Source organism: Anaerolineales bacterium (assembly GCA_015075625.1).
GTDB lineage: Bacteria > Chloroflexota > Anaerolineae > Aggregatilineales > UBA2796 > UBA2796.
This window is the reverse complement of record JABTTZ010000002.1, coordinates 61,210-87,083: the sequence shown is the minus strand read 5'-3', so window position 1 is coordinate 87,083 and position 25,874 is coordinate 61,210. Positions and strand designations below refer to the sequence as shown.

19 protein-coding genes are annotated in these 25,874 nt (G+C 57.4%); 4 read left to right on the top strand and 15 right to left on the bottom strand.

What is annotated here, in order from left to right:
* Positions 1-29: 29 nt before the first annotated feature.
* The 13 genes from HS103_09010 to HS103_08950 form a co-directional block, all read right to left on the bottom strand.
* Positions 30-1,958, bottom strand: coding sequence for an ABC transporter ATP-binding protein (locus HS103_09010; protein ID MBE7512939.1), 1,929 nt, complete (start codon positions 1,956-1,958; stop codon positions 30-32).
* Between the two features lie 79 nt (positions 1,959-2,037).
* Entirely contained in the window at positions 2,038-4,362 is a 2,325-nt protein-coding gene (gene recJ, locus HS103_09005; protein MBE7512938.1) for a single-stranded-DNA-specific exonuclease RecJ, read from the bottom strand.
* Positions 4,363-4,365: 3 nt separating this feature from the next.
* Entirely contained in the window at positions 4,366-5,298 is a 933-nt protein-coding gene (gene speB / locus HS103_09000) for an agmatinase (GenBank protein MBE7512937.1), read from the bottom strand.
* Positions 5,299-5,341: 43 nt separating this feature from the next.
* On the bottom strand, positions 5,342-5,542 hold the full coding sequence (locus HS103_08995; GenBank protein MBE7512936.1) for a hypothetical protein: 201 nt from the start codon (positions 5,540-5,542) through the stop codon (positions 5,342-5,344).
* Between the two features lie 135 nt (positions 5,543-5,677).
* Positions 5,678-8,905, bottom strand: a complete 3,228-nt coding sequence (locus HS103_08990) for an isoleucine--tRNA ligase (GenBank protein MBE7512935.1) — start codon at positions 8,903-8,905, stop codon at positions 5,678-5,680.
* Positions 8,906-9,323: 418 nt separating this feature from the next.
* Entirely contained in the window at positions 9,324-9,833 is a 510-nt protein-coding gene (locus tag HS103_08985; protein ID MBE7512934.1) for a hypothetical protein, read from the bottom strand.
* Complete coding sequence (locus HS103_08980) at positions 9,823-10,317, bottom strand: hypothetical protein (GenBank protein ID MBE7512933.1); 495 nt, start codon at positions 10,315-10,317, stop codon at positions 9,823-9,825. Before HS103_08980 ends, HS103_08985 begins: the two co-directional genes overlap by 11 nt.
* A 2-nt stretch (positions 10,318-10,319) precedes the next feature.
* Complete coding sequence (locus HS103_08975; protein MBE7512932.1) at positions 10,320-11,354, bottom strand: tetratricopeptide repeat protein; 1,035 nt, start codon at positions 11,352-11,354, stop codon at positions 10,320-10,322.
* A gap of 9 nt (positions 11,355-11,363) precedes the next feature.
* Positions 11,364-11,855 carry a GNAT family N-acetyltransferase gene (locus tag HS103_08970; protein MBE7512931.1) on the bottom strand — a complete coding sequence of 164 codons (492 nt, stop codon included), beginning with the start codon at positions 11,853-11,855 and terminating at the stop codon, positions 11,364-11,366.
* 776 nt (positions 11,856-12,631) lie between these two features.
* Entirely contained in the window at positions 12,632-13,942 is a 1,311-nt protein-coding gene (locus HS103_08965) for a glycosyltransferase family 39 protein (protein ID MBE7512930.1), read from the bottom strand.
* Entirely contained in the window at positions 13,929-14,549 is a 621-nt protein-coding gene (gene upp / locus HS103_08960) for a uracil phosphoribosyltransferase (protein ID MBE7512929.1), read from the bottom strand. Before upp ends, HS103_08965 begins: the two co-directional genes overlap by 14 nt.
* A 135-nt stretch (positions 14,550-14,684) precedes the next feature.
* Positions 14,685-16,187 carry a hypothetical protein gene (locus HS103_08955; GenBank protein ID MBE7512928.1) on the bottom strand — a complete coding sequence of 501 codons (1,503 nt, stop codon included), beginning with the start codon at positions 16,185-16,187 and terminating at the stop codon, positions 14,685-14,687.
* Positions 16,188-16,253: 66 nt separating this feature from the next.
* Positions 16,254-18,128 carry a hypothetical protein gene (locus tag HS103_08950; protein ID MBE7512927.1) on the bottom strand — a complete coding sequence of 625 codons (1,875 nt, stop codon included), beginning with the start codon at positions 18,126-18,128 and terminating at the stop codon, positions 16,254-16,256.
* 158 nt (positions 18,129-18,286) lie between these two features.
* On the opposite strand from HS103_08950, the gene HS103_08945 reads away from it, so the two are divergent.
* From HS103_08945 to HS103_08930, 4 genes are all read left to right on the top strand, one after another.
* The gene (locus HS103_08945; GenBank protein MBE7512926.1) at positions 18,287-19,636 is read left to right on the top strand and encodes a cytochrome P450; all 1,350 of its coding nucleotides are present in this window, start codon (positions 18,287-18,289) and stop codon (positions 19,634-19,636) included.
* Between the two features lie 221 nt (positions 19,637-19,857).
* Positions 19,858-21,189: a cytochrome P450 gene (locus tag HS103_08940; protein MBE7512925.1), complete on the top strand. Its 1,332-nt coding sequence runs from the start codon at positions 19,858-19,860 to the stop codon at positions 21,187-21,189.
* Between the two features lie 288 nt (positions 21,190-21,477).
* Positions 21,478-21,879 carry a hypothetical protein gene (locus tag HS103_08935; protein MBE7512924.1) on the top strand — a complete coding sequence of 134 codons (402 nt, stop codon included), beginning with the start codon at positions 21,478-21,480 and terminating at the stop codon, positions 21,877-21,879.
* Positions 21,880-21,909: 30 nt separating this feature from the next.
* Entirely contained in the window at positions 21,910-22,518 is a 609-nt protein-coding gene (locus tag HS103_08930) for a hypothetical protein (GenBank protein ID MBE7512923.1), read from the top strand.
* A 37-nt stretch (positions 22,519-22,555) separates the two neighbouring features.
* Here the strand turns inward: HS103_08930 and HS103_08925 are convergent, their stop codons facing one another.
* Both HS103_08925 and HS103_08920 read right to left on the bottom strand, forming a co-directional pair.
* Positions 22,556-24,028, bottom strand: a complete 1,473-nt coding sequence (locus tag HS103_08925) for a hypothetical protein (GenBank protein MBE7512922.1) — start codon at positions 24,026-24,028, stop codon at positions 22,556-22,558.
* A gap of 19 nt (positions 24,029-24,047) precedes the next feature.
* The gene (locus HS103_08920; GenBank protein MBE7512921.1) at positions 24,048-25,616 is read right to left on the bottom strand and encodes a PAS domain S-box protein; all 1,569 of its coding nucleotides are present in this window, start codon (positions 25,614-25,616) and stop codon (positions 24,048-24,050) included.
* Positions 25,617-25,874: the final 258 nt, after the last annotated feature.

Genomic DNA, 25,874 nt, shown 5'->3' with positions numbered 1-25,874 from the left:
TGATCCCGCCTTTTCATTATAGTTGACCGTTAGGCGGGGGTTTGATCGCCCCGAAACTGGGTTTCGTACAAGGTGGCGTATAAGCCGCCTTGCGCCACAAGTTCCCCATGTGAACCCTGTTCAACAATCTGCCCACGATCCAGCACCAAAATATGATCAGCGGCAAGGATCGTGCTAAGGCGATGGGCAATCACCAAACTCGTCCGCCCCGTCATAACGCGCTCTAATGCCGTTTGGATCAACGCCTCTGACTGCGAATCAAGGTGGGAGGTTGCCTCGTCCAAAACGAGGATGCGTGGGTTTTTCAGGATCACACGGGCAATGGCGATGCGCTGTTTCTCCCCACCACTCAGGCGATAACCGCGCTCTCCGACCATCGTATCATAGCCATTGGGCAAGCCCATGATGAAATCATGGATGTTCGCCGCTCGGCACGCCTCATGAAGATCGTGATCGGTCGCCCCCGGACGGGCATAGAGCAAGTTTGTGCGGATGGTGTCATGGAACAGGTAGTTTTCCTGTGTAACCATTCCAATGGAATCGGTGATTGTGCTGAGTTTCAAATCACGCAGATCATGCCCATCCAAAAGGACGCGCCCAGAGGTAGGATCGTAAAGGCGCGGCAAAAGGTAGGTGATGGTCGTCTTGCCCGCCCCACTGGGACCAACCAGCGCGATCAATTGTCCAGCTTTGGCAGTGAAAGATACATTCTCTAGGGCGACGGTACGTGCTTGGGTATGTGGCAGTGAGGAATCGGACTCTGTGCCGTTGGTGGGGCGCTCGCCAAGCGAAAAGACACCGCGCACTTCCGCCCCACGCCGTACCTCACTGAGCGTTCCCCCTTCTTCGTCTAAGTATTTGAACGTCACCTGATCAAAAGTGATCTCCCCGCGCACCTCGCTCAGCGTGAGCGCGTCTGGCTTCTCGGCAATTTCGATGGGGAGATCGATGATCTCAAACACGCGCTCAAAGCTGACCATCGAGGTGGCAAACTCCACCGGCGCATTTGCCAGCGCTTGCAGGGGACCGTAAACCTGAGTGAGGTACAACACGAAGGCGACAATCAAGCCGACGGTGAAAACGCCCTCTACGACGAGATGCCCCCCCACCCAATAGGTGATGCCCACCCCCACCGTGCTGATCAGCCCCAAACTCACGAACATCAGGCTGCCCGTCACCGCCCGCTGAACGCCAATATCGCGGACGCCCGCCGCCCGTGAGCCAAAGCGATCCACTTCCTCTGGCAGACGCCCAAACAATTTCACCAACAGCGCCCCGCTGATGTTGAGCGTCTCATTGATCATGGCGTTCATTTGGGCGTTTAGTTCGCTCTGCGTCCGCATGAGGGTGCGCAGTTTTTGCCCCACCCGCCACGCCGGAAGGATGAATAAGGGGACGACAATCAAGCCTAAGATCGTCAGCCGCCATTCCAACGAGAGCATCGCCGCCAACGTCCCCACAACGGCAAGCAGATTCGTGATCGTGCTGATGATCGTGTTATTGATCGCGCTTTGCGCCCCAACCACATCGTTGTTTAGGCGGCTGATGAGTTCGCCCGGTTTGGCGTGCGTAAAAAAGCGCAGCGACATCTTTTGCAGATGGGTATAGAGCGCCACCCGCAGTTCGTAGATCACGCCCTCACCAATGCCGGCAGTTAGGCGGCGCTGGAGGATGGCGATCACCCCGCTGAAGATGGGAATCGCCACAATGCCCACCGCCAAGAGATTCAGCATTGCCGTGTTGCCGTTCGGCAGGGCAACGTCGATCAACTGGCGAAAGAGCGCTGGCGAAAGCAGCCCCAAAAAGGTTGTTAGGGTGATCGACAGTAAGACGAGGATAATCCGCCCCCGATAGGGACGGGCATAAGCAAAGACGCGCCGTACCAGCGCAATATCAATCTTCGGACGCTTTGTGGAGTCCGCCGTTAGAAAAGAAAACCAACCGCCGCCATGAAACATACGTCATTCCCCATAACGTTTGCTAGAATGCGTCCCGCCTTGTTTGCTGCGATGACTCATCCACTGATCATGGCATAAATCATGCTTCACGCACAATCTGCTTTGTTGGCAAGACGCGGAAGTAGCGGCGGTAGGCGTTCATCTCCTCGAACGCCATAACAAGCCGCTCATAGGGACGCTTCAGCACCTCCCGTCCGGCGGATGTGCCGTCCCCTTCACCGATTGTCAGCGTGTTTTCATCCACCCACGAGAGAGTGATCTGCCCATCAAGGGCGAGAAAGTCCAAACCAGCGCGGAGCGCCGCCCGCGATCCCGCTATCGCCCCGCTGAGGATGTCCAGTGTGGTACGCCCGCCGAAGTGGGCAATCACGTTGCGGGTAGCAGTCTGAAGCAGACGCAAGAACGCCGGAAGGTCGGCAATGGGTGGGTCAATGCCAAACAAGTGAATCGTTTGGGGCTGGACGCGGGCAATCACCGCCGCCAATGTTTTGGGGTCGGGCGGGGCGCTGTAAATAATCAGTGTCTCGCCTTCGGAGAGGTCGGCACGACGTTTGAAGTGAGGGTACGTTTGGCGCGAGAAGCCCTCTGCCCAAACCTGTGCCTCTGTTCCATCCTCAAGCAGTATGGCGAGACGGTGGGCAGGGGCGGGGTCGCGCCGCCAATCAAGGATGGTAATGGCGGAGGTGTCCACATCCTCTAGCCATACCTCACCCGTCTCGCGGTAATCCACGAATTCCAATTGCAACTCGCCGCGCCGCATCTTCGGGAGAAAGGCAATGTCAAAAACGCCTTCGGGAATCCGTCGTTCTGCCCCGCCCCACCACAAAACGGGCAGGGATGCCCCCGAATCATCTTCAATGGTCAATTTCAGATGGCGCTCATCCCGTCCCAAAATTGCCGCGTGGCTGAGATGAACACCCTTCGTGGCAGCCACGACGGGGGGATTTCCTTCCCCAAAGGGCGAGAGTTTTTCAAGGCGGTAGGCAAGCCCATCGGTGATCTCTGAAAGGGGCAATAGGCAGTCAATCTGGAGGGGGGGGATTTCCTGCTTGCCGCCCATCGCCACAAGGGTGCGCGACAAACGCCGCCGGAATTGATCCAACCGTTCGCGCTGGAGGCTTAACCCCGCTGCGCCGAAATGACCGCCATAGCGTTCTAACATCTCGCCGTGCTGAGCAATTGCCCCGCCAATATCGTAGCCGCCCGCCGTGCGTGCTGACCCACTGAGGCTATCACCGTCTCCGGTGAGCAGCACAACAGGGCGACCATACCGCCCGGCTAAGGTGTTGGCGGCAATACCCAAAATGCCCGCCTGCCACTCTGGGTTGTACATGACAAGGGCAGCATGGTCAAGGAGTGTCCGATCCCGTTCGAGCATTGCCTCGGCAGATTCTTCCACCTGTCGGGAGAGCAATTTTCGCTCATTGTTCAGCCCTTCGAGGGTCTGGGCAAGGGTGGCAGCACGGTGCGCGTCACGAGTCACCAGCAGTTCCACAGCAAGGGCTGCATCCCCCAACCGTCCCACAGCGTTCAAGCGCGGTCCAAGTTGGAAGCCGAGGTCTTCGGCAGTGAGCGCCTCTGGCTGAATCTTTGCCACCGCCATGAGTGCGGCTAAGCCAACCCGTTCCGCCCGCCGCAGTTGGCTTAGACCAATCTGCAACAGAAAGCGGGTATCGTTCACCTGTTCAGCAACATCCGAGACAATCCCCAACGCCACGAGATCGAGCAAGCGCCCCACCTCCCGCGCCCGATCTAGGGTGATGTAGAGGTGCTGCATCAGTTTATAGGCAACACCCACACCGGGGAGCGTGATCAGCGGGTGATGGGGGGTTGTTTCGGCAAGCCGCTTCGGGTTGATCACGGCGTCAGCGGGTGGGAGGTGATCACCTAAGTTATGGTGATCAGTGATGATCACCGTAAGTCCTAGCCGCTTTGCCTCTTGGATAGACTCATATTCAGTGATTCCTGTGTCGCAGGTGATCAGCACGGCGGGCGCGTGGCGGGCGATTTGCTCGCGCAGCCGTTCGATCCCAATCCCGTGCGACTCACTTTGACGATTGGGGACGTAATAGGCAGCCTCCCCGCCGAGGCGCGTCAGCCCTTCATAGAGCAGCGCCGTTGCCGTTTGTCCGTCGGCGTCAAAATCGCCCCAGATCAGGATTTTCTTCTCAGCGCGGAGCGCTTCTGCCAGCAGTGTCGAGGCACTGACTAGATCGGGAAGTGTTTCGGGTGGTGTTGGCTCGTAAGAATCTGGATCAAGGAACGCCCGAATGTGTTCGGGATCGGTGAATCCGCGCTGAGTGAGGATCGTCGCAATGAGCGCATCGCCTCCGCAGGCGGCGAGGACAACCTCGCTTGGTGTGACGGGGGATGGTTCTACCCAGGGGCGTTGAATCAGGGACATAACTTACCCTTGTAGTGGGGATACTTTTGAGACGCGCCCGCGTTTATGCATGATCATCGACATCGTTTTGTAAACCAACTTCGCCGCCGCAAACGCTGACCCATGCGCCCCGGGCATAGGACACAACTCCACACAATCAAAGGCGACCACATCTCCCGCCTCCACCACCGCCTGAATCAACGCCAAGCCATCGTACCAACTGATTCCCCCCGGCTCAGGCGTCCCTACGGCGGGAAAAACCGACGGATCGAAGCCGTCTAAATCGATACTTAGGTAAATCGGACGCCCGCTGAGGGCAGCGCGAATGTCCTTCAGATAGAGCCGTTCCCGATCCGCGTGCATGGCGTCGGCATACCACACATGGACACGGCTTGTTTCGGCAAGGAAATCAACTTCCTCTTGGCATATGGAGCGAATCCCAAACTGGTAGACGCGCTCGACATAGCCTAATGAGCGGCGAGTGGCGCTGGCATGGCTGTAGGGCGTCCCATCAAAGGATTCGCGCAGATCGCAATGGGCGTCAAGTTGCACCATGACCAGACCCGGAAAACGCGGGGCAAGAGCGCGAATAACACCGGGGGTCAGGCTGTGTTCCCCGCCAAGCGTCACCAACAGGCGATCATAAAGATGGAGATCGGACACCGCTGCCGTGATCGCTGCCACGGCCCCTTCTGCCGAGGCGAGTGGTGGGTGAAAATGGGGCAAGGTATGGACGCCATAACTCAGCGCCGCCTCGCTGCCTAGCACCGGATCATAGAGTTCGACTTGGTTGCTGGCGTCAATGATCGCCGCCGCGCCGTGCCGCGTTCCGCCGAGGTAGGAGGTGGTCATATCCAATGGGATGGGCAAGACCCATACAGCGCTGCGGTCTCGATCCGCTGCTTCATCATCCACACCCAAAAAACGCTCTGGTGTGCGGTAATGCAAATCACTCATAGCTCATAGCTCCCCCTTGCTAAGGTATGGTCGGCGCGAGAGGTCAGGTTGCCTCTGATGGAAATTTCACAATGTAGACTTTTTTATCCGCCTTGCGCGGTTCGTCCACCTCATAGACCTTTTTCTGTGCTTGTGCGGGAAAATCAACTACATAGATTTTCTCATCCGCTTGGGAGGGAAGTTCAACAATGTACACGTTATAATCAGCGGCTTCGGGTAAATCGACAAAAATAACTTTTGGCATAAGAGTGTACCCTTCTCTCCTGATGGGTGCATACAAACGCAGATTCTGTTGGCATGGTAACTCCGGCGCTTTAAGTGCCGGAGTCAGTGTTGCAACAAACCCCACAACTCGATAGAGACAGCCTACAGTGGATGACTATCCGGCACGTTTGACTGCCAGTGTCACGCTTTCGCCGTCAAAGTCAAAGGTCTCAACGCGATCTCCACTGGGGGCAGTGCTTTCTGTCAGGGCTGTCGCCTGCACTTCGTCGGAAATATACGTCCCAAACTGGGCTAAGGCTTGGCGCACCTTCGCGCTTGCCGTGTAGCTGACGGTGATTGTATCGCTCAAGCCATAGTCGGCATCACGGCGCATCGTATTCACCCGCCGCACAACCTCCCGCGCCAACCCTTCGAGGATCAATGCCTCGGTGAGCGCCGTTTGAAGTGCCGCCACATAGCCGTTTTCCTCAGCAACGGTAAAGCCCTCTGCCGCCCGCCGCAGCACTTCCACTTCATCGGGGGTCACCTCCACCGAGGCGCCATTCACGGCGAGGGTGACATTTTGCCCCTTAAGCAGCGCGGTTGCCCATGCTGTGACGCTGGCAGCGTCCCCCTCGCGGAGTGTCTTTTGCACCGCCGGAAAGTGCTTGCCCAACCGTTTCCCTAGTTTCACTGGGAGCGGGTTCAGGACATAGCTGACCATCATTCCCGTAGCAGAGTCGTCCAAGACATGGACTGCTTTCACGTTCAGTTCTTCGCCCACTGTGTGCGCCATGCGACGCAGCGCGGCTGCTTCTGCCGCCGTGCGCACGCCAAACGAGGCTTCGGCAAGCGGTTGGCGCACCTTCAGATTGACGCTGTTTCGGGCTGCGTGTCCGAGGCTGACAAGACGTTTGATCAGCCGCATCTCGTCCAGCAGCGTCTGATCGATCACCGATTCGTTGGGCGTCAGCCATGCCGTCAGATGAACGCTGTCCGCCGCCGTTGGATCCAGATCGGTGACCAAGCCGCGATAGAGCGCCTCGGCAAGGAAAGGCATTGCCGGAGCAAGCAGCCGCGCCACTCCCACCAGGCATTCATAGAGCGTCTGATAGGCGGCACGTTTCGCCGTATGTTGCGCGTCGCTGGAATCTTGCCAGAAACGGCGGCGGGAACGGCGCAGCCACCAATTCGAGAGGTCATCCACGAATGTTTCGATGGGGCGCGTGCAGCCCGTCACATCGTAGGTCTCATACGCCTGTGTGACGGTTCTGATGAGCGTGTTCAACTCCCCTAAAATCCAACGATCCAGTTCATCACGGGCGCGGAGGGGGACAGTTTCCCGCAGCATATCGCGCACATCGGCGAAATCAAGGTTGGCATAGGTGACGAAGAAACTATAGGTGTTCCACAGCGTCAGGTAAAAGCCGCTGATCACCTCATCGACAAGTTTCCCCGAAAAGCGGCGGCTATCCCCCGGCGGGGCGCTTGTGTACATATACCAGCGGGCGGTGTCCGCCCCCTGCTTATTGAGGATCGACCAAGGATCAACCACGTTGCCCTTGCTCTTGGACATTTTCTTCCCGTGTTCGTCCAAAAGATGCCCCAAACAGATCACATTTTTGTAAGCGACACTGCCCATCAGCAGTGTTGAGATGGCGTGCAGACTGTAGAACCAGCCGCGTGTCTGATCGATTGCCTCGCAGATGTAATCTGCCGGGAACTGTTCTTCAAAGAGTTTGTTCGCCGCCTCGCCGCCGTGTGGGTAGCCCCACTGGGCAAAGGGCATCGCCCCTGAATCGAACCAGACATCGATCAGTTCTGGGACGCGGCGCATCGTCCCCGTACTGCACGCCGCACATGTCCATGTCACCTCATCAACATAGGGGCGGTGAAGGTCAAGATCGCTCAGGTCGCGCCCAACCTTCGCGCTGAGTTCCTTTGCCCCGCCAACACATTCCTTGTGCTTGCACTCAGGGTTATCACACACCCAGACGGGAAGCGGCGTCCCCCAATAGCGTTCGCGCCCCAATGCCCAATCGCGGTTGTTTGCCAGCCACATCCCAAAACGCCCATCGCGGATGTGGTCAGGCGTCCAGTGGATTGTATCGTTCAAGCCGACCAGTTCATCGCGGAACTGGGTCGTGCGAATATACCACGTCTCACGGGCATAGTAGAGTAGGGGCGATTTGCACCGCCAACAGAACGGGTAGGGGTGGCGGTACGTCTCTGCCCGAAACAACAGTTTTCGCCCGCGCAGTTCTTTGATGATCTGTGGATCGGCATCCTTCACCCAGACGCCCGCCCAGGGCGTTACCGCATCCACAAACGCCCCATCCGCTTTCACCGTGAGCAGCGTCGGCAGCCGGTTTGCCTTGCCCATTTCCATATCGTCCTGACCAAAAGCGGGGGCAATATGGACAATGCCCGACCCATCCTCGGTGCTGACGAAGTGCGATCCATCCACCACATAGGCGTAATCCGCCGTGACGGGGAGGAAGGTATACAGCGGCTCGTAGTGCTTGCCTAGAAGGTCTGCACCCTTCATTTCCCGAACAACCGTGTACAACTCTGGCTTTTTGAGCGCCTTCCCCATGAGCGCCTTTGCCAAGATCAGGCGTTCTGTCTCGCCTTCTGCGCCATACTGCGCCGGTCCCTCAACAAGGACATAATCAACCTCCCGCCCGACGGCAAGGGCGACATTGCCGGGGAGCGTCCAGGGGGTCGTCGTCCAGACAAGGAAGGCAGTGTTCGGCTCATCTTTCAGCCGAAAGCGGACGAACACCGAGGGATCGTCTACATCTTCATAGGCGTCCGAGATTTCGTGGCTGCTCAGCGGAGTCCCGCAGCGGGCGCAGTAGGGGACGGTTTTGTAATCCTGAAAGAGCAAGTCCTTATCAAAGAACTGCTTCAGAATCCACCACACGGATTCGATGTACTCGTTCTTGAAGGTGACGTAAGCATCCTCCAAAGAGACCCAGAATCCCATCCGTTCCGTCAGGCGTTCCCAATCCTCAAGGTAGCGCAGAACGCTTTCGCGGCACTTTTTGTTGAATTCGGCAATGCCATACGCCTCGATCTCGCGCTTGTGGTTGATGCCGAGTTCTTTCTCTACCTCGATCTCAACGGGCAGCCCGTGCGTATCCCAACCACCCTTGCGCAGAACGTATTCGCCCTTCATGATGTGGTAGCGAGGGAATAAATCTTTGAAAGACCGCGCCATAACGTGATGGATGCCCGGGCGTCCGTTCGCCGTTGGCGGTCCTTCATAAAAGACATAGCGTTTGCCGCTTTCGCGCTCGGTACGGGTGCGCTCAAAGACTTTCTTCTCGCGCCAGAAGGCGAGTTGTTCACCCTCTAGGGCTTGGATGTCCACACGGGACGAGACCGGTTTGAACTTCATTGCTGAAAAACCCTTGCTGTTGTTCCTACTCGAATAGCGTTTTGACACTCACCCAAAGCAGACTGAGTACAACCACAATGAACCAAGCGGCATGGCGCATGATCCCGCCGCTAAAGCAGCGGGCTGAAAGCAGCCACCCCTTCGGGGCTTGAAAGGCATCCTCGCACTGGTTGTTCTACCCTCTTCACCCTCTTCACCCCAAAGAACGTTTGTGGCGGTACATAGAGGGCGCTGCCGATCTGATTCAACCACCTTACACACAGACCCTCACCCCCTAGCCCCCTCTCCCGCGGGAGAGGGGGAATGCATTTTTTGAGGGGGCTTCTCCCTCAATCTGCCCCTTTGGATGAATACGGGGTGAACAAACCCAATTGCGTAAGGTGGGTGATTCAATCTGTGACCTCATCGCTGCCAATGCTTAATCACCGACATCGCGGGTGATGCGGATATGGGTATTCCCATCTTCGGTATAGCCAGCGGCAATACGAACCGTCCAGCGGACACTGTAAAAGGGACCGTAACGCTGCACGCCCTGACAGGCTGCCACCGGAAATGCCTGTCCATCGCGGGGGAGCAGCCCCCAATCGGGGCTGCGTCCACACCCCGAGTCAATATCGAAGCCGCAGTCGCCCACCCGATCTTGATAGTACGCGACGACCTCACAGGGCTTGATGTCTGTCCCGTAGAGCCATTCGCCGTAATCGATGCCGCCCGATGGGAACTCTGTGATCAGCTTAACATCCCCCGGCGGCAGCGGCGGTGCGGGCGGAAAAAGCAGGATGCTCAGGACAGGACAGACCCGCACCCCGACGATCACTGCGAGGGCAAAGGCGGCAAGCATTACCAGAAGGGGCAGCCATGCCGGAAGCCCCCTCCCTCCCTTGCCTGTCCCTACCCCAAGTGGAGAAGAAGGTAGTTCAGCTCCCACGGCTGCCCCATTCGCGCACCACTTCAATCAAGGTGCGCTCATTGGTAAGGTCGTATGTAATGCTGATCATGAGCGTCTGGGCGATCTCATCCTGCGAATTATCGATCACACAGCGGGCAAAGGATTTTCCGGGCGTCTCGGCATCGGGCGGGTCGGTGGTGTAAATCTTCTTACATCCGCTGGTCTGCTCTTTCCCTAGCCGCGTCCCATAGAATTCAAAGACTTGATTGACCGTTGCCTTTGTCTCGTAGATGGTGCGGTCTTCGCCTTGCGCCTTGAATTCTTCCAACTTGACTGCGCCGGGGAATTCCTCATAAGAAAGAGGTGAATTCCGAGCGCCTCGCTGCCCATTCAGAATCAAATTGGCGAGGATAGCAACAACCACTCCCGCTGCCAGCAGGATGAGCAATGTCCGTAAAAAGCGATTCGGGCGTACCGCACTTGGTGCGGCTGCTTCTGGTGAATTTCCAACGGCTTCCGTCATGATTAGTTTCCTCCTGTGCTGCCCTCGGTTTCCTTAAGGGCATCTGGCGAGAGTTTACCCTCTGCCAGCCCTCCGGCTAATTCAACGTCCACTGCTAAAACGTCTCGCAGAATGGCGGCATCGGCGCTCTCGAAGATTGTTTGCCATTCACGCAGCCCCGCACGTTCTGCCTTCAGCTTGAGCAGCGCCTTTTCTACACCCTCTCTGTCATCCTGTTGTAAGCGTGCGCGGAGCATCCAAAAATGCGCCAACAAGCGGTGACGGCTGTCGGGGATCACGGCGTCTAACGCTTGTTGAAGGTGATGTTCCGCCTCACGCCACATCCCCAAGCGATCTTCGATCATCCCTGTGTTGTAGGCTGCCACCCATTGGTTTGGCTCACGCGAGAGCGCCTCGTGAGCAAAGGTGAGCGCTTCGGAATAATTGCCTACTTGCAGCAGTAATTCGGCAACGCCGTTGTAGCCTACCCCAGAATCAGGCGTCAGAGCAATCACCCGTTCATAATCTGTCCGTGCCTTTTTCACCTTTCCCGTCAAGCGATACAGTTCTGCCCGAAAACGGTAGTGATCGGCAGCCGCTCCTTCCGCCTTGATCAACCCCGTCATCACCTTGATCGCTTCCTCGTACTCCCCTTTGCGGAGCAGCTTGATCGCTGCTTGATACTCTTGGCGGACTTGAGAACGGAGCGTCACTGCGGCAATCACCAACCAGCCCACCGCCAGCACCACCATGACGACGGACAAAGAAGGGATGAGCAGCGCGACGACCAGCGCTCCCACTGCTGGAACGATCACATAAAGCGCCTGTCGCCGCTCGGCGCTTGGGTAATTCGTCACGATAATCAGCGCTGCCCCAACCAGCGCTCCGGCTGCCAGTAGCGATTGGAGGGGGGCAACCCACGCCGGAGCGGGGCGGACGGCGTTCAGAATCAGACTGGCAAGCCCTGTTCCGCCGAATAAGGCAAAAAGAAACTGCGCTCGCCCTACTCCTAACCATGCGGCAAAGCGGGTCAGGCTGACTGAGATTCGATGAACCACTGGTTTTCCTCACTCCCCTACCGATGATCCCACAGGCAGCCACATTTGATCGTACACCTTACCCGCCCCAAGCGCTCGCCAAAAGGCTTGGGCAATGGGCTGAGCCAGCGGGACACGCGCCTCTAAATGGGCGATTCCTTGTTCCGCCAGCCACCCCTTGAACGCCTTCAAAAGCGCTCGCCCCATGCCGCCCTGTTTCGTGTGAAAATCAACGGCAAGCTCACTGACATAGCCGTACCGCTCTGGTAAAAAGCCCGGACGTCCATGTTCTACCATCCCCACCAAATAGCCGAGGGGTTTTCCCTCGATAACACCGACCAAGACCGCTGTATCCGCCCGCACAAGCCAACTGCGGAGGGCGGTTTCCCACTGCGCCTCGCCATCGGGGGCGACTTTGTAACGCGGGTCAAGGGTGGCATACTGATCGGCTGCCTCACGCCATATGGCACGCATCCGTTCCAGATCGCCCTCTGAGGCACGGCGAACGATGATTTCTGGCATAAGCGGAGTCTTTAATCCTTTTCCTTCACTAGGAGCAGGTCGAACATGTCTGGTCTTGTTTCGGTGGGCAAGGGACACTGCCATACGAACAAAACACACAACAATCCCCCTCTTTGGGGCGCAAGCGTGTCCCGCAAGCGCTGCACACATAGAAAAACTGGCAAACATCAGTGGGCATCGTTTCTGTTTTGGAAAACCCACATGCCGGACAGGTGATCACCGATTCCAATTGAATTCCTTGAGCGCTTTGACCCTCGTGAATAGGCACAGTACGCCTCCTCAAAAAAAATGCCCCCGTCCCAAAAGGGACGAGAGCATCCGTATCAACTCCCGTGGTGCCACCCTAATTCCTGATCAGGCATGAGCAATCATGCGCCAAGACAGGCACTCGCGCCGTATAACGGACGGCATAACCCCGGCACTATCTTACTTAAAAAGAGACCACAAGGATTCTCTCGTTGTTCAGATCGCGGCTCAGGAAGGATATTCGGCGGCGCTTCCGATCCGGCTCTCACCATTCCCGGATTCGCTGATCGCTGCACACCACCTACTGGTTTCCATCACAGCCATTGGTCTATGTGATTGTCGTCTCAGGATAACACAGGGCAATGATCAAGGTCAAGTTAGGAAATTGTCTATTGCCGTACCCTTGCCGGTTGGACTGCAACCAACTTTCTTACAAGAAGGACGAGCGTAGTTCGTTTACCCCTTGATCACCGCAGCATAACCCATCGGTAAGTCTATTGTGATGAGTAAGGCTGTTAACCAATAGGGGGTCAACCGCCTTGAACTATAGTGTAGGGCTGACGGTGATCCGTCAGCACATAGGCAGCGAGGATAAAGACAAACGGATCAGCCGGAGCGCGGTAGCGCGTGGAGGGGTGAAACACCAAATAGGCGAGGGTGATCGCCGCAATGACCATCAGGATCGGGGCTATTCGCGCCGCTCGCCGTGCCGCCTGCCACCAACCGATCCCACCCAAGAGCAGCAGCGGCGTGAAATAGAGCAGATGGACAATCCGTGCCGCCCGAAAGAGGGGCTGCTCGTATTGCAATGCGGCTGTATCCCCTAGCCGCGCATCGGGCGGCACGGCGCGAGGGAGAATTTCTGGACTCCACAATGTCCACAATTTCACTGCGAACAGGCGCGGCATTGCCCCTAGATGTTCCTGTATATAGCGAAGCGCCTGATCCCGATGCCACGCCGAAAGGGCAAGCTCGTTCAAGCCCTCCGGGGGGGAGGGGAGGCAGTTCACCCATTGGGCGTCCCACCCGTTGAGAAGGTAATCGGCAACGCACGGATTATTCCCCTGATGGAGATTGCTCCCATCGTTTGTGCTAATCAGGGTAAACCCGCCCTGTACGGCGATGTTGCGGGCAACCCAGGGGGTAAGGACGGCAAGCGTCACCCCGCCCACCACCAGCGAAAGACGCAGCGCCTGCCGCCATCCAAGCACGCGCCACCACCACACAGCGGCAAAGGGCAACAGCGCCAAACAAAGCGTTTTCGTCAGCGCCGCCCCCCCTAATACCACACCCACCAGTGCAGCGCGGGCAAGGGTCGGGCGTTCGGTGGTGCGGTAAAGCGCCAAAACCGCCAACGCAAGGAGGGTGAGGAAAATTGCCGTGTCGTTGAGGGTGAGGTTTTGAAATAACAGGTAGGGATAAAAGGCGGTGAAGGCAGCGGCAACGATCCCCGTCCATGCCCCGCCAACACGCCGCCCAATGGCGTATATTGTGGTGATCGTGACCACTTCAAGGGCGATCTGGGCAAGGGCAACACTCGCCGCACTGCGCCCTAAAACGGTATATACACCGACGAGGAAGGCGGGGTAAAGCGGCGGGAGATCACTATCAGGGCGAAAATCGGGAAAGCGTGTATAACCATTTCCCGCCATAAGATTCACAGCGTAAATGTCATAGCCGCTCGTCTGGAGGTTGAGCGTTCCCCCGAAAGCGAGAATGTAACCGAGACGTACCGCCACAGCCGAAATGACTATGACGGCGAGCCAACGGCGGGCGGGCGAAAGAGCGGGCATGGAAAGGCTATTGGGGCGCGGGATACGCCGCCCGTTAACTCGTCCCAAATTGACGGTCTCCGGCATCGCCTAGACCGGGGACGATATAGCCAATGTCATTCAGCCGCTCATCTTGGGCGGCAAGGTATATGTCTACATCGGGGTGTGCCTCGCTGAGCGCCTTGATTCCTTCCGGTGCGCCGATCAAGCCAACAAATTTGATCCGTTTGACGCCCCACCGTTTCAAGACATTCGCCGTCGCCACCGCCGAGCCGCCCGTTGCCAGCATCGGATCGAGGATGAGGCACAGGCTGACCGCCGGTTCAACGGGAAGTTTGTTGTAGTATTCCACTGGACGGAGTGTCTTCTCGTCACGGTAAATGCCAATATGCCAGACCTGCGCATTCGGGATCAGTTCCCACACACCCTCCACCATTCCCAAGCCAGCACGGAGGATGGGGACAAGCCCCACTGCCTGTGCCAAGGTCGCCCCTTGTGTCGCCCCCATGGGCGTTTGGATGGGTGTTGGCGCAATGATCAGATCGCGGGTTGCCTCGTAACAGAGCAGTGTCCCTAGCTCTTTGACCAGTTGACGGAATTTCACTGTGTCTGTCTGAACATCGCGTAGGATGGTCAGTTTGTGTTGGATTAGCGGATGACCGGAAATATTCAGCATAAAAAATCTCGAAGGGGTAAGGGGAAACGTGTTCTATCTTGTTGACTCGTTGAAGTCTCTATCGGGCGATCACCGCCTTATTCGGGGGAACGCCCTTTCGGTAACGTCCCCCCAAAGAGGCGCAGGCGTGTGGGATTACTGCCCCAACCGCGCCCGACCTCGGAAGTTCTTCTCAACAATCACGTTCCAGACCGGACGTGCCTGATAATCTGGACCCAAGATCGACCACAAAACATTGTCGCCTGTCGCATCGCCCAGCTGCCAGCCGGCTTGTGCGCCATAGTTCAGATTCCACAGGAAGGCGAGGCGAACAATGCCCGATGCCTCCATCATATCAATCGCTTGGCGGGTGAAATCGGCTTGGTCGGCAAGGGTGTTATCAAAGGCAAAGCCGAACCCATCGCGGGGATTTCCACGTCCCTTTAGGTCTTCCATGGTGGGCCAGCCAAATTCCGTCACGCACAATTTTAGGGAACTGCCAGCGTTCACAATCCGCTGTCCATAGCCTTCAAGGGTGCTTTTAAATGACCAACTATGGTGTGGGTTTTGCCATGGTCCACGGTAAGAGGCGGGCGGGACGCGCTCTGGAATGTTGTTGTAATCGGCGGTGGGCGGAACGTTCAGCCCGTTGTGATGCGCCCCGACACAATCGGCAAATTGGAGCATTCCGGCGGCGATCAATTGATCCATGTAAACGAAATCGTCTGTCACCGCGCCCGGAATGTTCGCTCCGGTAGGGGCAAGCCCGCTGCTCAGCACGACAATCGAGGGATCAATGCTTTTGATTGTTTGGTAAGCGCTTTGGAGCAGCGTCACATAGCGACGAGCATCAATGGCAGGGGGGTTTGTAGACCATTCCCGATCAATGTTGATCTCGTTCCACACTTCAATGCCATGCACCTTGCCCTTGTAGCGGTTGAGCAGCGCTGTCAGGAAATCAGCAAAATCCTGCGGGTTGGCGGGGGGACCGTCAAAGACGCCCGGCTGAAGTTTCGCCCCCGGATCACGCGCCCAATCCGGCGCTTTCGTGATGCTCAGAAGGACTTTCACGTTTGCCGCCGAGAGAAGGTTGATCGCTGTATCCAGTTCTCCCCACTCGTACTGCCCTTTTGCCAATTCCGTATCGCGCCAGACGACCTGTGATTTCACCCAATTCAGTTTTAGTTGGTCGCCCGCCATTTGTACCCAAAGCGCATAAACCGCCGGATCGGGGTTCTTTTGGATGGCGATGCCTAAATCAAAGGCGGTATCTAAAATGGGCTGGATGGTTGGCGTGGGTGGGGCATTTGTAGGCTGAAGGGGAAGGTTCGGTGTTTCGCTAGGCGCAGCTTGGACAGGGGCGACAGATTCAGTGGTGGGCTGTATCTCGACCACTGGGGGGGGCGTTGCCGTAATTTGAATGACCGCCGCCAGATTTGTGTTGTTTTGCGGCGGGGGAGGCTGAACGCGGTTTGTGTTTGCCCCAATGTTGTTGCGAGCGGCAAGCCCTGTCGCGGCAAAAAGGGCGGCAAAGGTGATCGCCCCAATGATCAAGGTGATCCCCATCCAAACGAGGGCAAAGGTCGTCATTTGGCGGCGACGTTTTGCAGTATCGGCGGGCTGTACTGCCGTAAAGGTCATGGTGTTGCGTGCGGTCATGTTGTCTCTTTCTTCCTACATAGCATAGCTCAGATGAAGCGCTGTTTTTGGCGCGAAACCAACCTTCTATCCCCCCGGCGGCAGCGGTGTGCTGTCTGGAGTGGGGGAAGGCGGTGGGGTAGCGGTGGGTGGGGGCGGCGCGGGCAACACAACGTTCACCGTCACCGCTTCTAAGCCCAAGCCTAAGCCCACGAATTCCGCGCTAATGGTCAGCGTTCCCGGCGCCCCCATGACGGTCATGCTAAAACTGGGGACGCTTTCTTGCATTGCTACCACTTTACCTGTCCCATCCCGAACTGTCCAGAGTAAGCGTGGCGACTCCGGCACAGGGACAAGGAATTTTGCCCCCGCCGCACTCCAGCGATAATCGTTTAGGGCGGCGATGATCCATGTCGGTGTTCCGCCCAACCCCACATCAGAAATCAAAACTCCCCCCAAAGTATACGGGAAAAGACGGGCGATTCGTGTGCGGAAGGCGGCATCGGTGGTGATCCAACGGGTGATAACCCCTTCGGCGGTGGTCAGCCGTAGGTATGGGGCGCCGGCGCTGGCATCCACCCCGAATTCAGGTGTTCCTCCTGTTAAACCAACGGTGATCGTGCTGCCTGGGTTGACGACTGTCCCGGGCGAGATACTGATTTTCCCCAAAAGGTCACTGCTTTGGCGGTAGGGTATGGTACGAACAGAGCCGCTTGTCTCCACCGTTTGGGCGCTGAGGACGATGCTAAGTTTACGTCTATCTACCGCCTCTAACACCCACCGAAAGGCGGCGTCAACGGTATTCCTTTGCCCCCACAGAGAGGGTGTGAGGGGCAGCACCCACCCCACACCATCCGCCGCCGCACCAAGCGCCGCCCAATCATAGGCATCGCTCTGTCCAGAGGGATCAACCGTTGGCGGGGCAATGACGATGGTGAGCGTTGCTCCAATGGCGTGCAGTTCACGGCTGAGTCCCTTCACAAAGGCGGTAAACTTATCGCGGCGATCCTGAATTAGCCCCCGATAGTCCAAAACAACACCGGTGAAGCCATTCGTCTGGACAAGTTCGACAATGCGCCGTGTGTGTTCAAGAACAAACGCCGGATTCGTCAGGCGGTCTGCTATAAGCGGGTCAATCTTTCCCGTCGCATCGTAATTGCGCAGGACCGGCGCGACGGCATAGCCCGCCCCAACCGCCACGCCAGCGGGAAGCGCCCCGCCTAAGCCACCTGAACTGATAGGCGTTAAACCAGCAGGGTAGATCACCGTTGCAGCAGCGGCAATCTGTGGGGTAAGCGACTGACCGGGTTCAATCATCACCGCCACAGTGGGAATCGGCGGCGGCAAACGAACAAGGGCGAGGGCGGCGGGCATCTCGGCTGAAGGGCGGGTGGCGACAACAACCCCATCATGCTGCTGCGCGGGAATGAAGCGCCAAGCCTTTGCCGCCGCGTCATACCCATACAGATCGCGGGTGGCGGAGTCGCCAGCATCAGGCGGCACGGCGAGCGTGATCGTCAGGGTATCTGAGCTAAATTCGGTAAAAGCTATCCGGTAAACGCTGCTGAGCAGTGTAAAGGTAGGGGGGAATGCTGTTCGCGCCTGCCGCAGAAGGGTATCCGCCGGAAGCGGCTCACCGAGGAACTCTGCCCGTGTCAATGCCAATAGACGGGCGTCAAACGTCCCGCCACCTTCGATCCGTAGCCCATCAAGGGCGGCGATACCATCGGGAATGGGAATGTTTGGGATAATCCGATTCAAGATTGAAAAAGGCGGCAAAAGCAGGGCGATTCCGACCAACACAAGGGCAATCAGAACGGCAGCAGCGGCGGTCAATTTTCCCAAAGGGGTGAAGTGCCTTCGGGGGCGGTTGTTCGCGGGGTTGGGGGAATCGGAGAATGCGAATTCGGCACGCTGTTGGGCGCGTTGAAGCGTGCGTTCGTCGCTGCGTTTTGCCGCCATAGGTCTATGTGTTCAGCCTTCGTTTTACGAGTGTGCCATTGTAGCGTATTGGGCGTGGTTGGCAAGCAAGGGTTCATGCCAATAGCCGAATGGGGTGGCGGCGACCATCTGTTACAATTCCCCACTGCACCTCAGCAGCACTCATAAGAAGGTGTTTTATGGAAACAGTCTTTACCGGATGGCGCATTGGCGAAACCGCCGCGCCGCTGCCCACGCTTGCGCCGGGGATGCCCATCCTCGGCAATGCCATTCAAATGGGCGGCGATACCGTCGCTTTTCTCACCCAACTCTATCACAAACTTGGGGCTATCTTCCGCGTTCGCGCCCTCACCCGCGAATTGACCATCCTCGGTGGGCTTGCCGCCAACGAGTTTATGGCGAAAGAGGGCGATAATGTCCTCTCTGGACGGGAATTCTTTGGTGGGTTGAACAAAGAAATGGGCAGTTCGCTGGTCTTTCCAGCCCTGGATGGGGCTGTTCATAACCACTATCGAAGGCTGTTCCGCCCCGCCTATTCACGGGAGATGATCGCCCCACGCTTTGAGGCGCTCACCGCCCTTACCCGCCAACGGATTCGGGCGTGGCAAGGCGATGAGGTGATCCGTGTTGTCCCCACCATGCAGAAAGTGATCACCGACCAACTGGGGACGGCACTGGTGGGAGCAGCTTCTGGCGACTATTTCGAGGCGCTGCGCGATACCCTGCGCTACATGATTATGGTCAAAATCATGCGCAGTGCGCCGGAGTTCATCTTAAAACTGCCCATGTACACACGGCAAAAAGCACGCGCTGCGGCGTTTATGCGCGAACTTCTTGAGCGCCACCGCAGCGATGACGCCGAAACAAACGATCTGATCGATACGGCATTGAACGCCGTTGGGCATGACGGCAAGCCCCTTTCGGATGGCGATCTGAACGCGATTGGTTTTGGGGCGTTCTTCGCCGGAATGGATACCGCTGCCCATACGACGAGTTTCACGCTCTACACCCTTCTAAAACATCCTGAAGTGCTGCAACAGGTTGTTGCCGAGGTAGACGATCTGTTCGGGCGGGCATCGTTCACCCTGCACGATCTGCGAGCGCTCAAAGCATTGCATGGCGCGGTGGTGGAAACGATGCGCCTCTACCCCGTCGCCCCGATCATGCCTCGCCATGCGATAAAGACCTTTGAATTTGGCGGGCGATCTATCCCCGAAGGGGCAAGCGTCATGATGGTCACTGCGCTGACGCACTACCTCCCAGAGCATTTCCCCGATCCATTCACCTTCAAACTGGATCGTCCCCTTCCCGCACCATACACCTATGCCCCCTTTGGGTTGGGAGCGCACACTTGCATGGGTGCTGGCTTGGCAGATGTCTTGATCACCCTCTCGCTGGCGACGATTTTCCACACGGTGGAACTCGCCCTTGAACCGGCTGATTTCCAGATGAAAGTGATCGGCGTTCCCGTCCCCAATCCGGGTCAGAAATTTCATGTGCGCGTCGTGCGACTGCGGCATAACGAGTAACTCACCTTATGCACAGACCCTCACCCCCCAGTCCCCTCAATCTGTCCCTTTCCATGAATACGGGGTGAATAAACCCAACTCCGTAAGGTGAGCGAGTAACTGCTGCGGTTCATCGTGCCTCACCCTTGCTGTGATGATCTATAATCGGTAGAGATAGGTGCATACACCCTATCTCTACCGCAAACTATCCTGTTTCGTGCGCCGAGGACGAGGCTTTACCCATGACCGATACCCTGCTCACCACAACCACCGCCGAACGTCCCCCCCTTGTGCCGGGGCTGCCCCTTCTGGGCAACGCCCTCAAACTGCGTGGAGATATGACGCGCTTTTTGGTGGAAAACTACCACCGCTTCGGGGCAATCTACCGGATACGCATTCTCAGCCGCGATTACACCATCCTTGCGGGCATTGAGGCAAACCGTCTCTTAGCAAAACAGGGCAATGATCTCTTTACAGGGGAGCGCTTTTTCGGCGGTTTTGCCCGCGAGATGGGCAATGGCGCATTCTTGCCAGCAATGGAAGATGATCCGCACCGCCACTTACGGAAAGTCTTGCGTCCGGGCTATGCAAAAGAGGCAATTACCCCCCATATTGAACGCTTGATCAGCATCGCCCGTGAGCATGTTGAGGGCTGGACAACGCGAGGGCGCGTGCCGGTTGTGGCGGCAATCCAACACCTGATCACCGATCAGTTGGGGATCGTCCTCGGCGGGCGGGCGTTGGGCGCGTATTTCCCTTATGTCCGTGATTTTCTACGGATCATCGTCAACGTGACAATGCTTGGCACATCGCCCCGTTGGACGCTTCGCTCCAAGCGCTATCTGACGGCACGGGCAAAAACGCGGGAATTCCTCCAACACCTGATCGATGATCATCGAATAACCCCACAGGGCGGCGATCTCGTTGACCTCTCGCTGGATGCCCGTGATCGGGAGGGCAACCCTTACACAAATGACGACCTGATCTTGATCGGCATTGGCGCGTATGTGGCGGGCATGGATACGCTGGCGAACACACTCAGTTTTATGCTCTATGCCTTGCTGAAGCACCCCGCCGCCCTTGCCGCCGTGCGCTCTGAGGCAGAGGCGCTGCTGCAACAAGGGACGCCAACACTGGGCGATTTACGCTCGCTGAAGGCGCTGCACGGCGCAGCATTGGAAACGCTCCGCATGTATATGATCGCCCCGATCACCATGCGCACCGCACGGCAGGCTTTTCAGTTTGGTGGTTACGATATTCCTATTGGGACGGATGTCATGGTGGCGAACGGTGTTACCCACTTTTTGCCAGAGTATTTCTATGCCCCCAATGAATTTCGCCATGAGCGGACGTTTAGCGGGCTGCCGGCAAATGTCTACACGCCCTTCAGTTTGGGAGCGCATACCTGCCTCGGCGCGGGGATGGCGGAATCCTTGCTGATGCTCTCGGCGGCGGTAATCGTCACCCGCGCTGATCTGAGCATCGACCCACCGAACCACACCGCGCAGATTGTGTCCACCCCCGCCCCGAATCCCGGGGATCGTTTTGCCATGCGGGTGAGCGCAAAACAATAGAGAGAATTAATGCTTACGCTGTTGAAGCTGTCAGCCCAGCATGTATCAAATCTATCAAAAGGGGCAGTCTGAGAGACCTTCCCCCTCAAAGAACGATCCCCCTCTCCCACGAGTGGGCTGAGAGGGCTACGGGGTGAGGGTTCGCCCTATAAATTATGACGAGGACGAGACCCTAACGCCTAACGGCAACAACAAACACATGGCAGAACATGGCATAAACGCGGGGAAAGCGATACACTTTCCCCACACCTGAACGAATTTCTGAGAACACATCCCGGAGACAAGGGCATGACGACGAATTCCCGCACATGGTTTTACAACGAGCCAGAACACCGCCCCTATTACATTGAGGAGCGGGTGAACCAAAACCTTTGGGCAATGCGCTTTGGGTCGATCTACCTTGATTGCGTCCGCGCTGAACCGCCCTTCCTTATGGAAGGGGTATGGAACGGCATGACGATTGGGCTTGAATGGCAGCCAAATGTGTGGCTGAAGGTTTCCGCCGATAAGGAAAACCAAACCCTGATTGCCGGTTTTGCCCAAATGCTCCAATTTTTGCCCACCTTTGGCTACACGAACACCGAAGGCGTCTATGTAGTGGAATGGTGGCGCGAAGAGGGCGAAAAGCGCTACGAGGCGATCAAAGGCAACCCCACTTTCACCAATGTCAAACGCTACAAAGCGCGATAAACGGCGAGAGAACTAGCCAGAGGTATACTTATGGGCGCACCCGCCAAGCCCCTATTTGATGTCGATCTCACCCGTGATTTACGAGCGGTGGAGGCAATGACCGAGCCTGAGACGCTTAAACATTACCTCTACGGGACGGAACTCTACGGGGAATTGGGCAACAACACAATGCCCAAACTGACGATGGGCAGTCTGCTCATGCGGCTGCACCGGCTGAACGCCCTTCGGGAGCGCCTTGCGCCCGCCCAAGCCCTTGCTTTAGAGAAAGCAGTGCAGGTCTTTGAAGGGCAACGCAAGGAATGGGCATTTCATTACGAGGGAAAACTGCTGCACGAGGTGAAATCTCGCCTAACGGCATTGGGGCAGTTCCTTGCCGAGGCAGAGGAAAACCCTCGCCTTGCCCGCGAAAATTACCCTTCGGCAATGGAAAAGCGGGTCATGATTGAATGGCTAAAGGATGACCTAGAGCGGCTTGGGAAATGGGACGAGGAGTTAACCGGAACGCTGGCGAACGTTGATAACCGCATTCGCCGCGCTGCCGATCAGGTTGATTGGTTCATCTGGGATGAGCGGGTTGTGGGGGCATATCCCCCTGAGCCGTTCTGGTTTCTCTATCGTCTCCCCCCGCAAAAGCGGTAGAGGGTGGGCGGATGTCGCCCCTCACCCCCTACACACCTTACTTTTTCGGGCGATTCCGTGTGAAGGGAAGGATGATGCCGCCCTTGCTGGTTTCCTCACCCTGATCCCCACTAAGCGGCATCGCAGACGCACCGCCCGTCCCGCCGTTTAAGGCGCTCACCGCCGCCGCCTTCAGCGCCCGTAGACGCTCCAAGACGGGCGTCTCCCCTTGTGGCATCAGTTCAGCGATCAGCACCTCAAAGAGATCGGGCAGTTCTGTGCCGAATTCTGCCGCCCGCGCCCGAATAATTCCCTCGGCGGTGGGGAGGTCTGGCGCACGCATCGCCTCGTTGATCAACCGCAGCGGGGGTGGGGCGTTTTCTTGCATCATGTCCATGATCCGCCCATAGATCGCTTCCAGCTTTGCCAATGCTGCTTGGTTACCCCGTTGGGCAGCGTTATCCATGTTTGCTGTCAGGACGGCGAGAAATGTATCATCAATGACTTCAGCATACTGCTCCAACGCCGCGTCCAGATCGTCGCTATCGACAATTGCCTGCAAGACCTGAACCGCCTGCCCCGCCACCTGCTGACTCTGCTGGTCAATCTCTTGGGTGATGCGCACAGCGAGATCGCGTATTTCGGTGAGTGCTGCCTTCTCTGCGTCGGGGGCTTCTTCAATCCGCCGCGCAAGGAGCATGAACACGTTGTAATCAAGGGCGGGGCGCATCATGCTGATAGCAATGGGGAGCGCCTCTAAGCCTTTCTCTTGCCCAACCCGAATCAAGACATTCACAATGTCGTCACGGGTTGGTGTCCCCCCTAAGGTATCTAGAATCGCCCCAACTTCGGCAATTACCTGCTCCTGCTGTTTGGCATTGGCAAGCAGCGTCTGCCCGATGGTCGCCCGTTCCAGAAGTTTCTGGCGCAGCCCCAAAATTTGTCCGGCTACATCCTGCCGCCCGCCCGCCAACGCCGCCTCGCCCGATGCGGTGAGCATCATGAAGAATTCTTCATCAAGGGCATCGTCGTGTTCTTGGACAAGCGCATCAAAATTATCCTCCGGTGCTTGGAGGAACTGCTCTGCCAGCGCCAGCTTTGCCCGCCGCGCTTCAAGGACTTCTTTCGTGATTCCATCCGCTTCAAGGATGGTATCAAGCATCCCCTGAAGGGTGAGCGCATTTTTGGGCATGAGCAAATAGCCCTTGCGCTGCTCTTGGGGAAGGCTCTGCGTGATCGCCTGCTGCATCTGCCCGATGAGCCGTTCTTGCTCGTCGCGGGGCATTCCCAATTCCATCGGGATGTAGGTGATCAGCAGTTCCTTGCGGGCATCATGATAGAGCAGCGGCGTTGACAAGCGAAAATCAACCCCGCACGCCGGACATTGGGCGACATTCACCCGCCCAGAAAGCAGCCGCGCCTTGCCGTTGGGGTCGCGCCCGCCATCAATCACTTGCTCTAGGGAGGTAGCGAAGGGCTGCCCACAGTTGGGGCATTTCACTTGTACTTGCGGCACGCCACGAGGATTCATAGGGAGTGTATCTCTTTCCTTAGCTTTCGGTAACTTCGCGGGGGAGGCGGATGGTGAAGGTTGACCCGCGCTCCGGTTTGCTCTCGACGCTGATTGTGCCGCCGTGTGCCTTCACCACTGCTTGGGCAAGGTAAAGCCCTAAGCCAGTCCCTTGCGTTTGGCGGGTAAGGGTATCGTCTACGCGATAAAACGGCTCGAAAATATGGTCTCGCTCATCGGCAGGGATGCCCACACCCTGATCGCTGATGGCGAGAGTGACCATATCTCCCTCAACCTTCCCCGTCAGGCGAATCTCACCCCCCTTAGGGGAATACTTGATCGCATTGCTAACAAGGTTATCAATGACCTGCCGCAAGCGCCCTTCATCCCCCGGCACAGAGGGGTAGTGTGGGGGAAAGTCCAAAATCAGGGTGTGGTGATGTGTTTGGGTGCGAAAGCGTTCTACGCTGCGTGCCGCCACTGCGGGGAGATTCACGCTGTCAATATGCGTCAGGCGCATCCCCTCTGCCTGCAACTTTGACGCGGTGAGCAGATTCTCAATTAACTCGGTCAGGCGATCTGTCTCATCTTCGATGACCGCCAACCCCTCGCGGATGGTCGCTTTGTCCCATGTAGCGTCGTCGCGGCGCAGCGTGTTGGCGTAGCCTTTGATCAGGGCGACGGGGGTTTTCAATTCGTGGGAGATGATCGAGATGAAGGTATTTTTCGCCTCTTGCGCCCGCCGCCAATGGGTAATATCACGGACGTTTGCCACCAGATTGAGCAGCCCGCCATCCTCGCCATACAAGGCGGCATAGGTGACACCGAGGCTGATCCGCGATCCGTCTGGGCGGAGAATATCGCCCTCGACATAGAGGGTGTCATCGCCGTGTTTGAAATACCCTGTCTGCAATGCCTCGCTGAGGGGTAGCCCGTGTTCGATGCGCTCCCAGGCAATGACCGTCTCATGCAAGCGCCCTAAGGCATCCGCCATCTGCCAACCGGTGATCCGTTCCAACGCACGGTTGAAGCGGACAATCCGTTCATCAGGGGCGAGGATCAGCACGCCATCCGCGCCGTGATCCAAGATTGCCGCCAAACGCCGCCGTTCTTCATTCACCGTTTGGTAGAGACGGGCGTTGACGACGGCGATTGCCGCTTGGTCGGCAAAACTTTGGAGGACGATCAGATCGTTGGGGTTGGGCTGCCCGCCATAGGTGCGAAAGACAAAAATCACCCCTAATATCTCGTTGCGGATGAGCAGCGGCAGCGCCGCCACTTGGCGCAGACGAATATCCAGCTTGCGGGCGATGCGGCGCATTTTTAGTTCCAGATCGGGGTAGTTCAGCCCCGTCCCCGTCGCATCGTCAATATCTTCCAAAAGGGGATCAAAGAGTGACAGTTGGTCGGCAGGGATGCCGATGCTGGCGCGGGCGCGAAAGCGACGATCTGGCTCACGGAGGGCAATCAACCCCACCTCACCGCCAAGCATGGCGAGCGAGGCAGTTAAGATCACCCGCAGCACCTCTTCCAGATCAAGCTGGGCGGTGATGGCGCGGGTGATTTCCAAAAGGTAATCGCGCTGGCGAACGCGAAAATCGCTGAGCATGAGCATAGCCTAAATTGTACCACGCACGAAGGTTCGTTCAGTCAGAGGGGTGGAAATTTCTGATAGGATTCTTGTGAGGATGCAATAGAGAGCGCCCCAGATCGGCGCATTGGAGCGGTCTATCCGTGAGATGTCTCGATTCTCCCACCTTTGCCCATGTGTGGAAGAAGCGGGTATACGCCGAAGGCGGGTCGCAGGGGGGTGAGGGTAAACGCTATTGTCGCCCCCTTCCCCTGTCTATGCTGAGGGGTCGGGAGT

Bases quoted from the DNA above. Each gene is read 5' to 3' on its own strand.
- HS103_09010 (MBE7512939.1), bottom strand. From the start codon at position 1,958: ATGTTTCATGGCGGCGGTTGGTTTTCTTTTCTAACGGCGGACTCCACA.
- recJ (MBE7512938.1), bottom strand. From the start codon at position 4,362: ATGTCCCTGATTCAACGCCCCTGGGTAGAACCATCCCCCGTCACACCA.
- speB (MBE7512937.1), bottom strand. From the start codon at position 5,298: ATGAGTGATTTGCATTACCGCACACCAGAGCGTTTTTTGGGTGTGGAT.
- HS103_08995 (MBE7512936.1), bottom strand. From the start codon at position 5,542: ATGCCAAAAGTTATTTTTGTCGATTTACCCGAAGCCGCTGATTATAAC.
- HS103_08990 (MBE7512935.1), bottom strand. From the start codon at position 8,905: ATGAAGTTCAAACCGGTCTCGTCCCGTGTGGACATCCAAGCCCTAGAG.
- HS103_08980 (MBE7512933.1), bottom strand. From the start codon at position 10,317: ATGACGGAAGCCGTTGGAAATTCACCAGAAGCAGCCGCACCAAGTGCG.
- HS103_08970 (MBE7512931.1), bottom strand. From the start codon at position 11,855: ATGCCAGAAATCATCGTTCGCCGTGCCTCAGAGGGCGATCTGGAACGG.
- upp (MBE7512929.1), bottom strand. From the start codon at position 14,549: ATGCTGAATATTTCCGGTCATCCGCTAATCCAACACAAACTGACCATC.
- HS103_08955 (MBE7512928.1), bottom strand. From the start codon at position 16,187: ATGACCGCACGCAACACCATGACCTTTACGGCAGTACAGCCCGCCGAT.
- HS103_08950 (MBE7512927.1), bottom strand. From the start codon at position 18,128: ATGGCGGCAAAACGCAGCGACGAACGCACGCTTCAACGCGCCCAACAG.
- HS103_08945 (MBE7512926.1), top strand. From the start codon at position 18,287: ATGGAAACAGTCTTTACCGGATGGCGCATTGGCGAAACCGCCGCGCCG.
- HS103_08940 (MBE7512925.1), top strand. From the start codon at position 19,858: ATGACCGATACCCTGCTCACCACAACCACCGCCGAACGTCCCCCCCTT.
- HS103_08935 (MBE7512924.1), top strand. From the start codon at position 21,478: ATGACGACGAATTCCCGCACATGGTTTTACAACGAGCCAGAACACCGC.
- HS103_08930 (MBE7512923.1), top strand. From the start codon at position 21,910: ATGGGCGCACCCGCCAAGCCCCTATTTGATGTCGATCTCACCCGTGAT.
- HS103_08925 (MBE7512922.1), bottom strand. From the start codon at position 24,028: ATGAATCCTCGTGGCGTGCCGCAAGTACAAGTGAAATGCCCCAACTGT.
- HS103_08920 (MBE7512921.1), bottom strand. From the start codon at position 25,616: ATGCTCAGCGATTTTCGCGTTCGCCAGCGCGATTACCTTTTGGAAATC.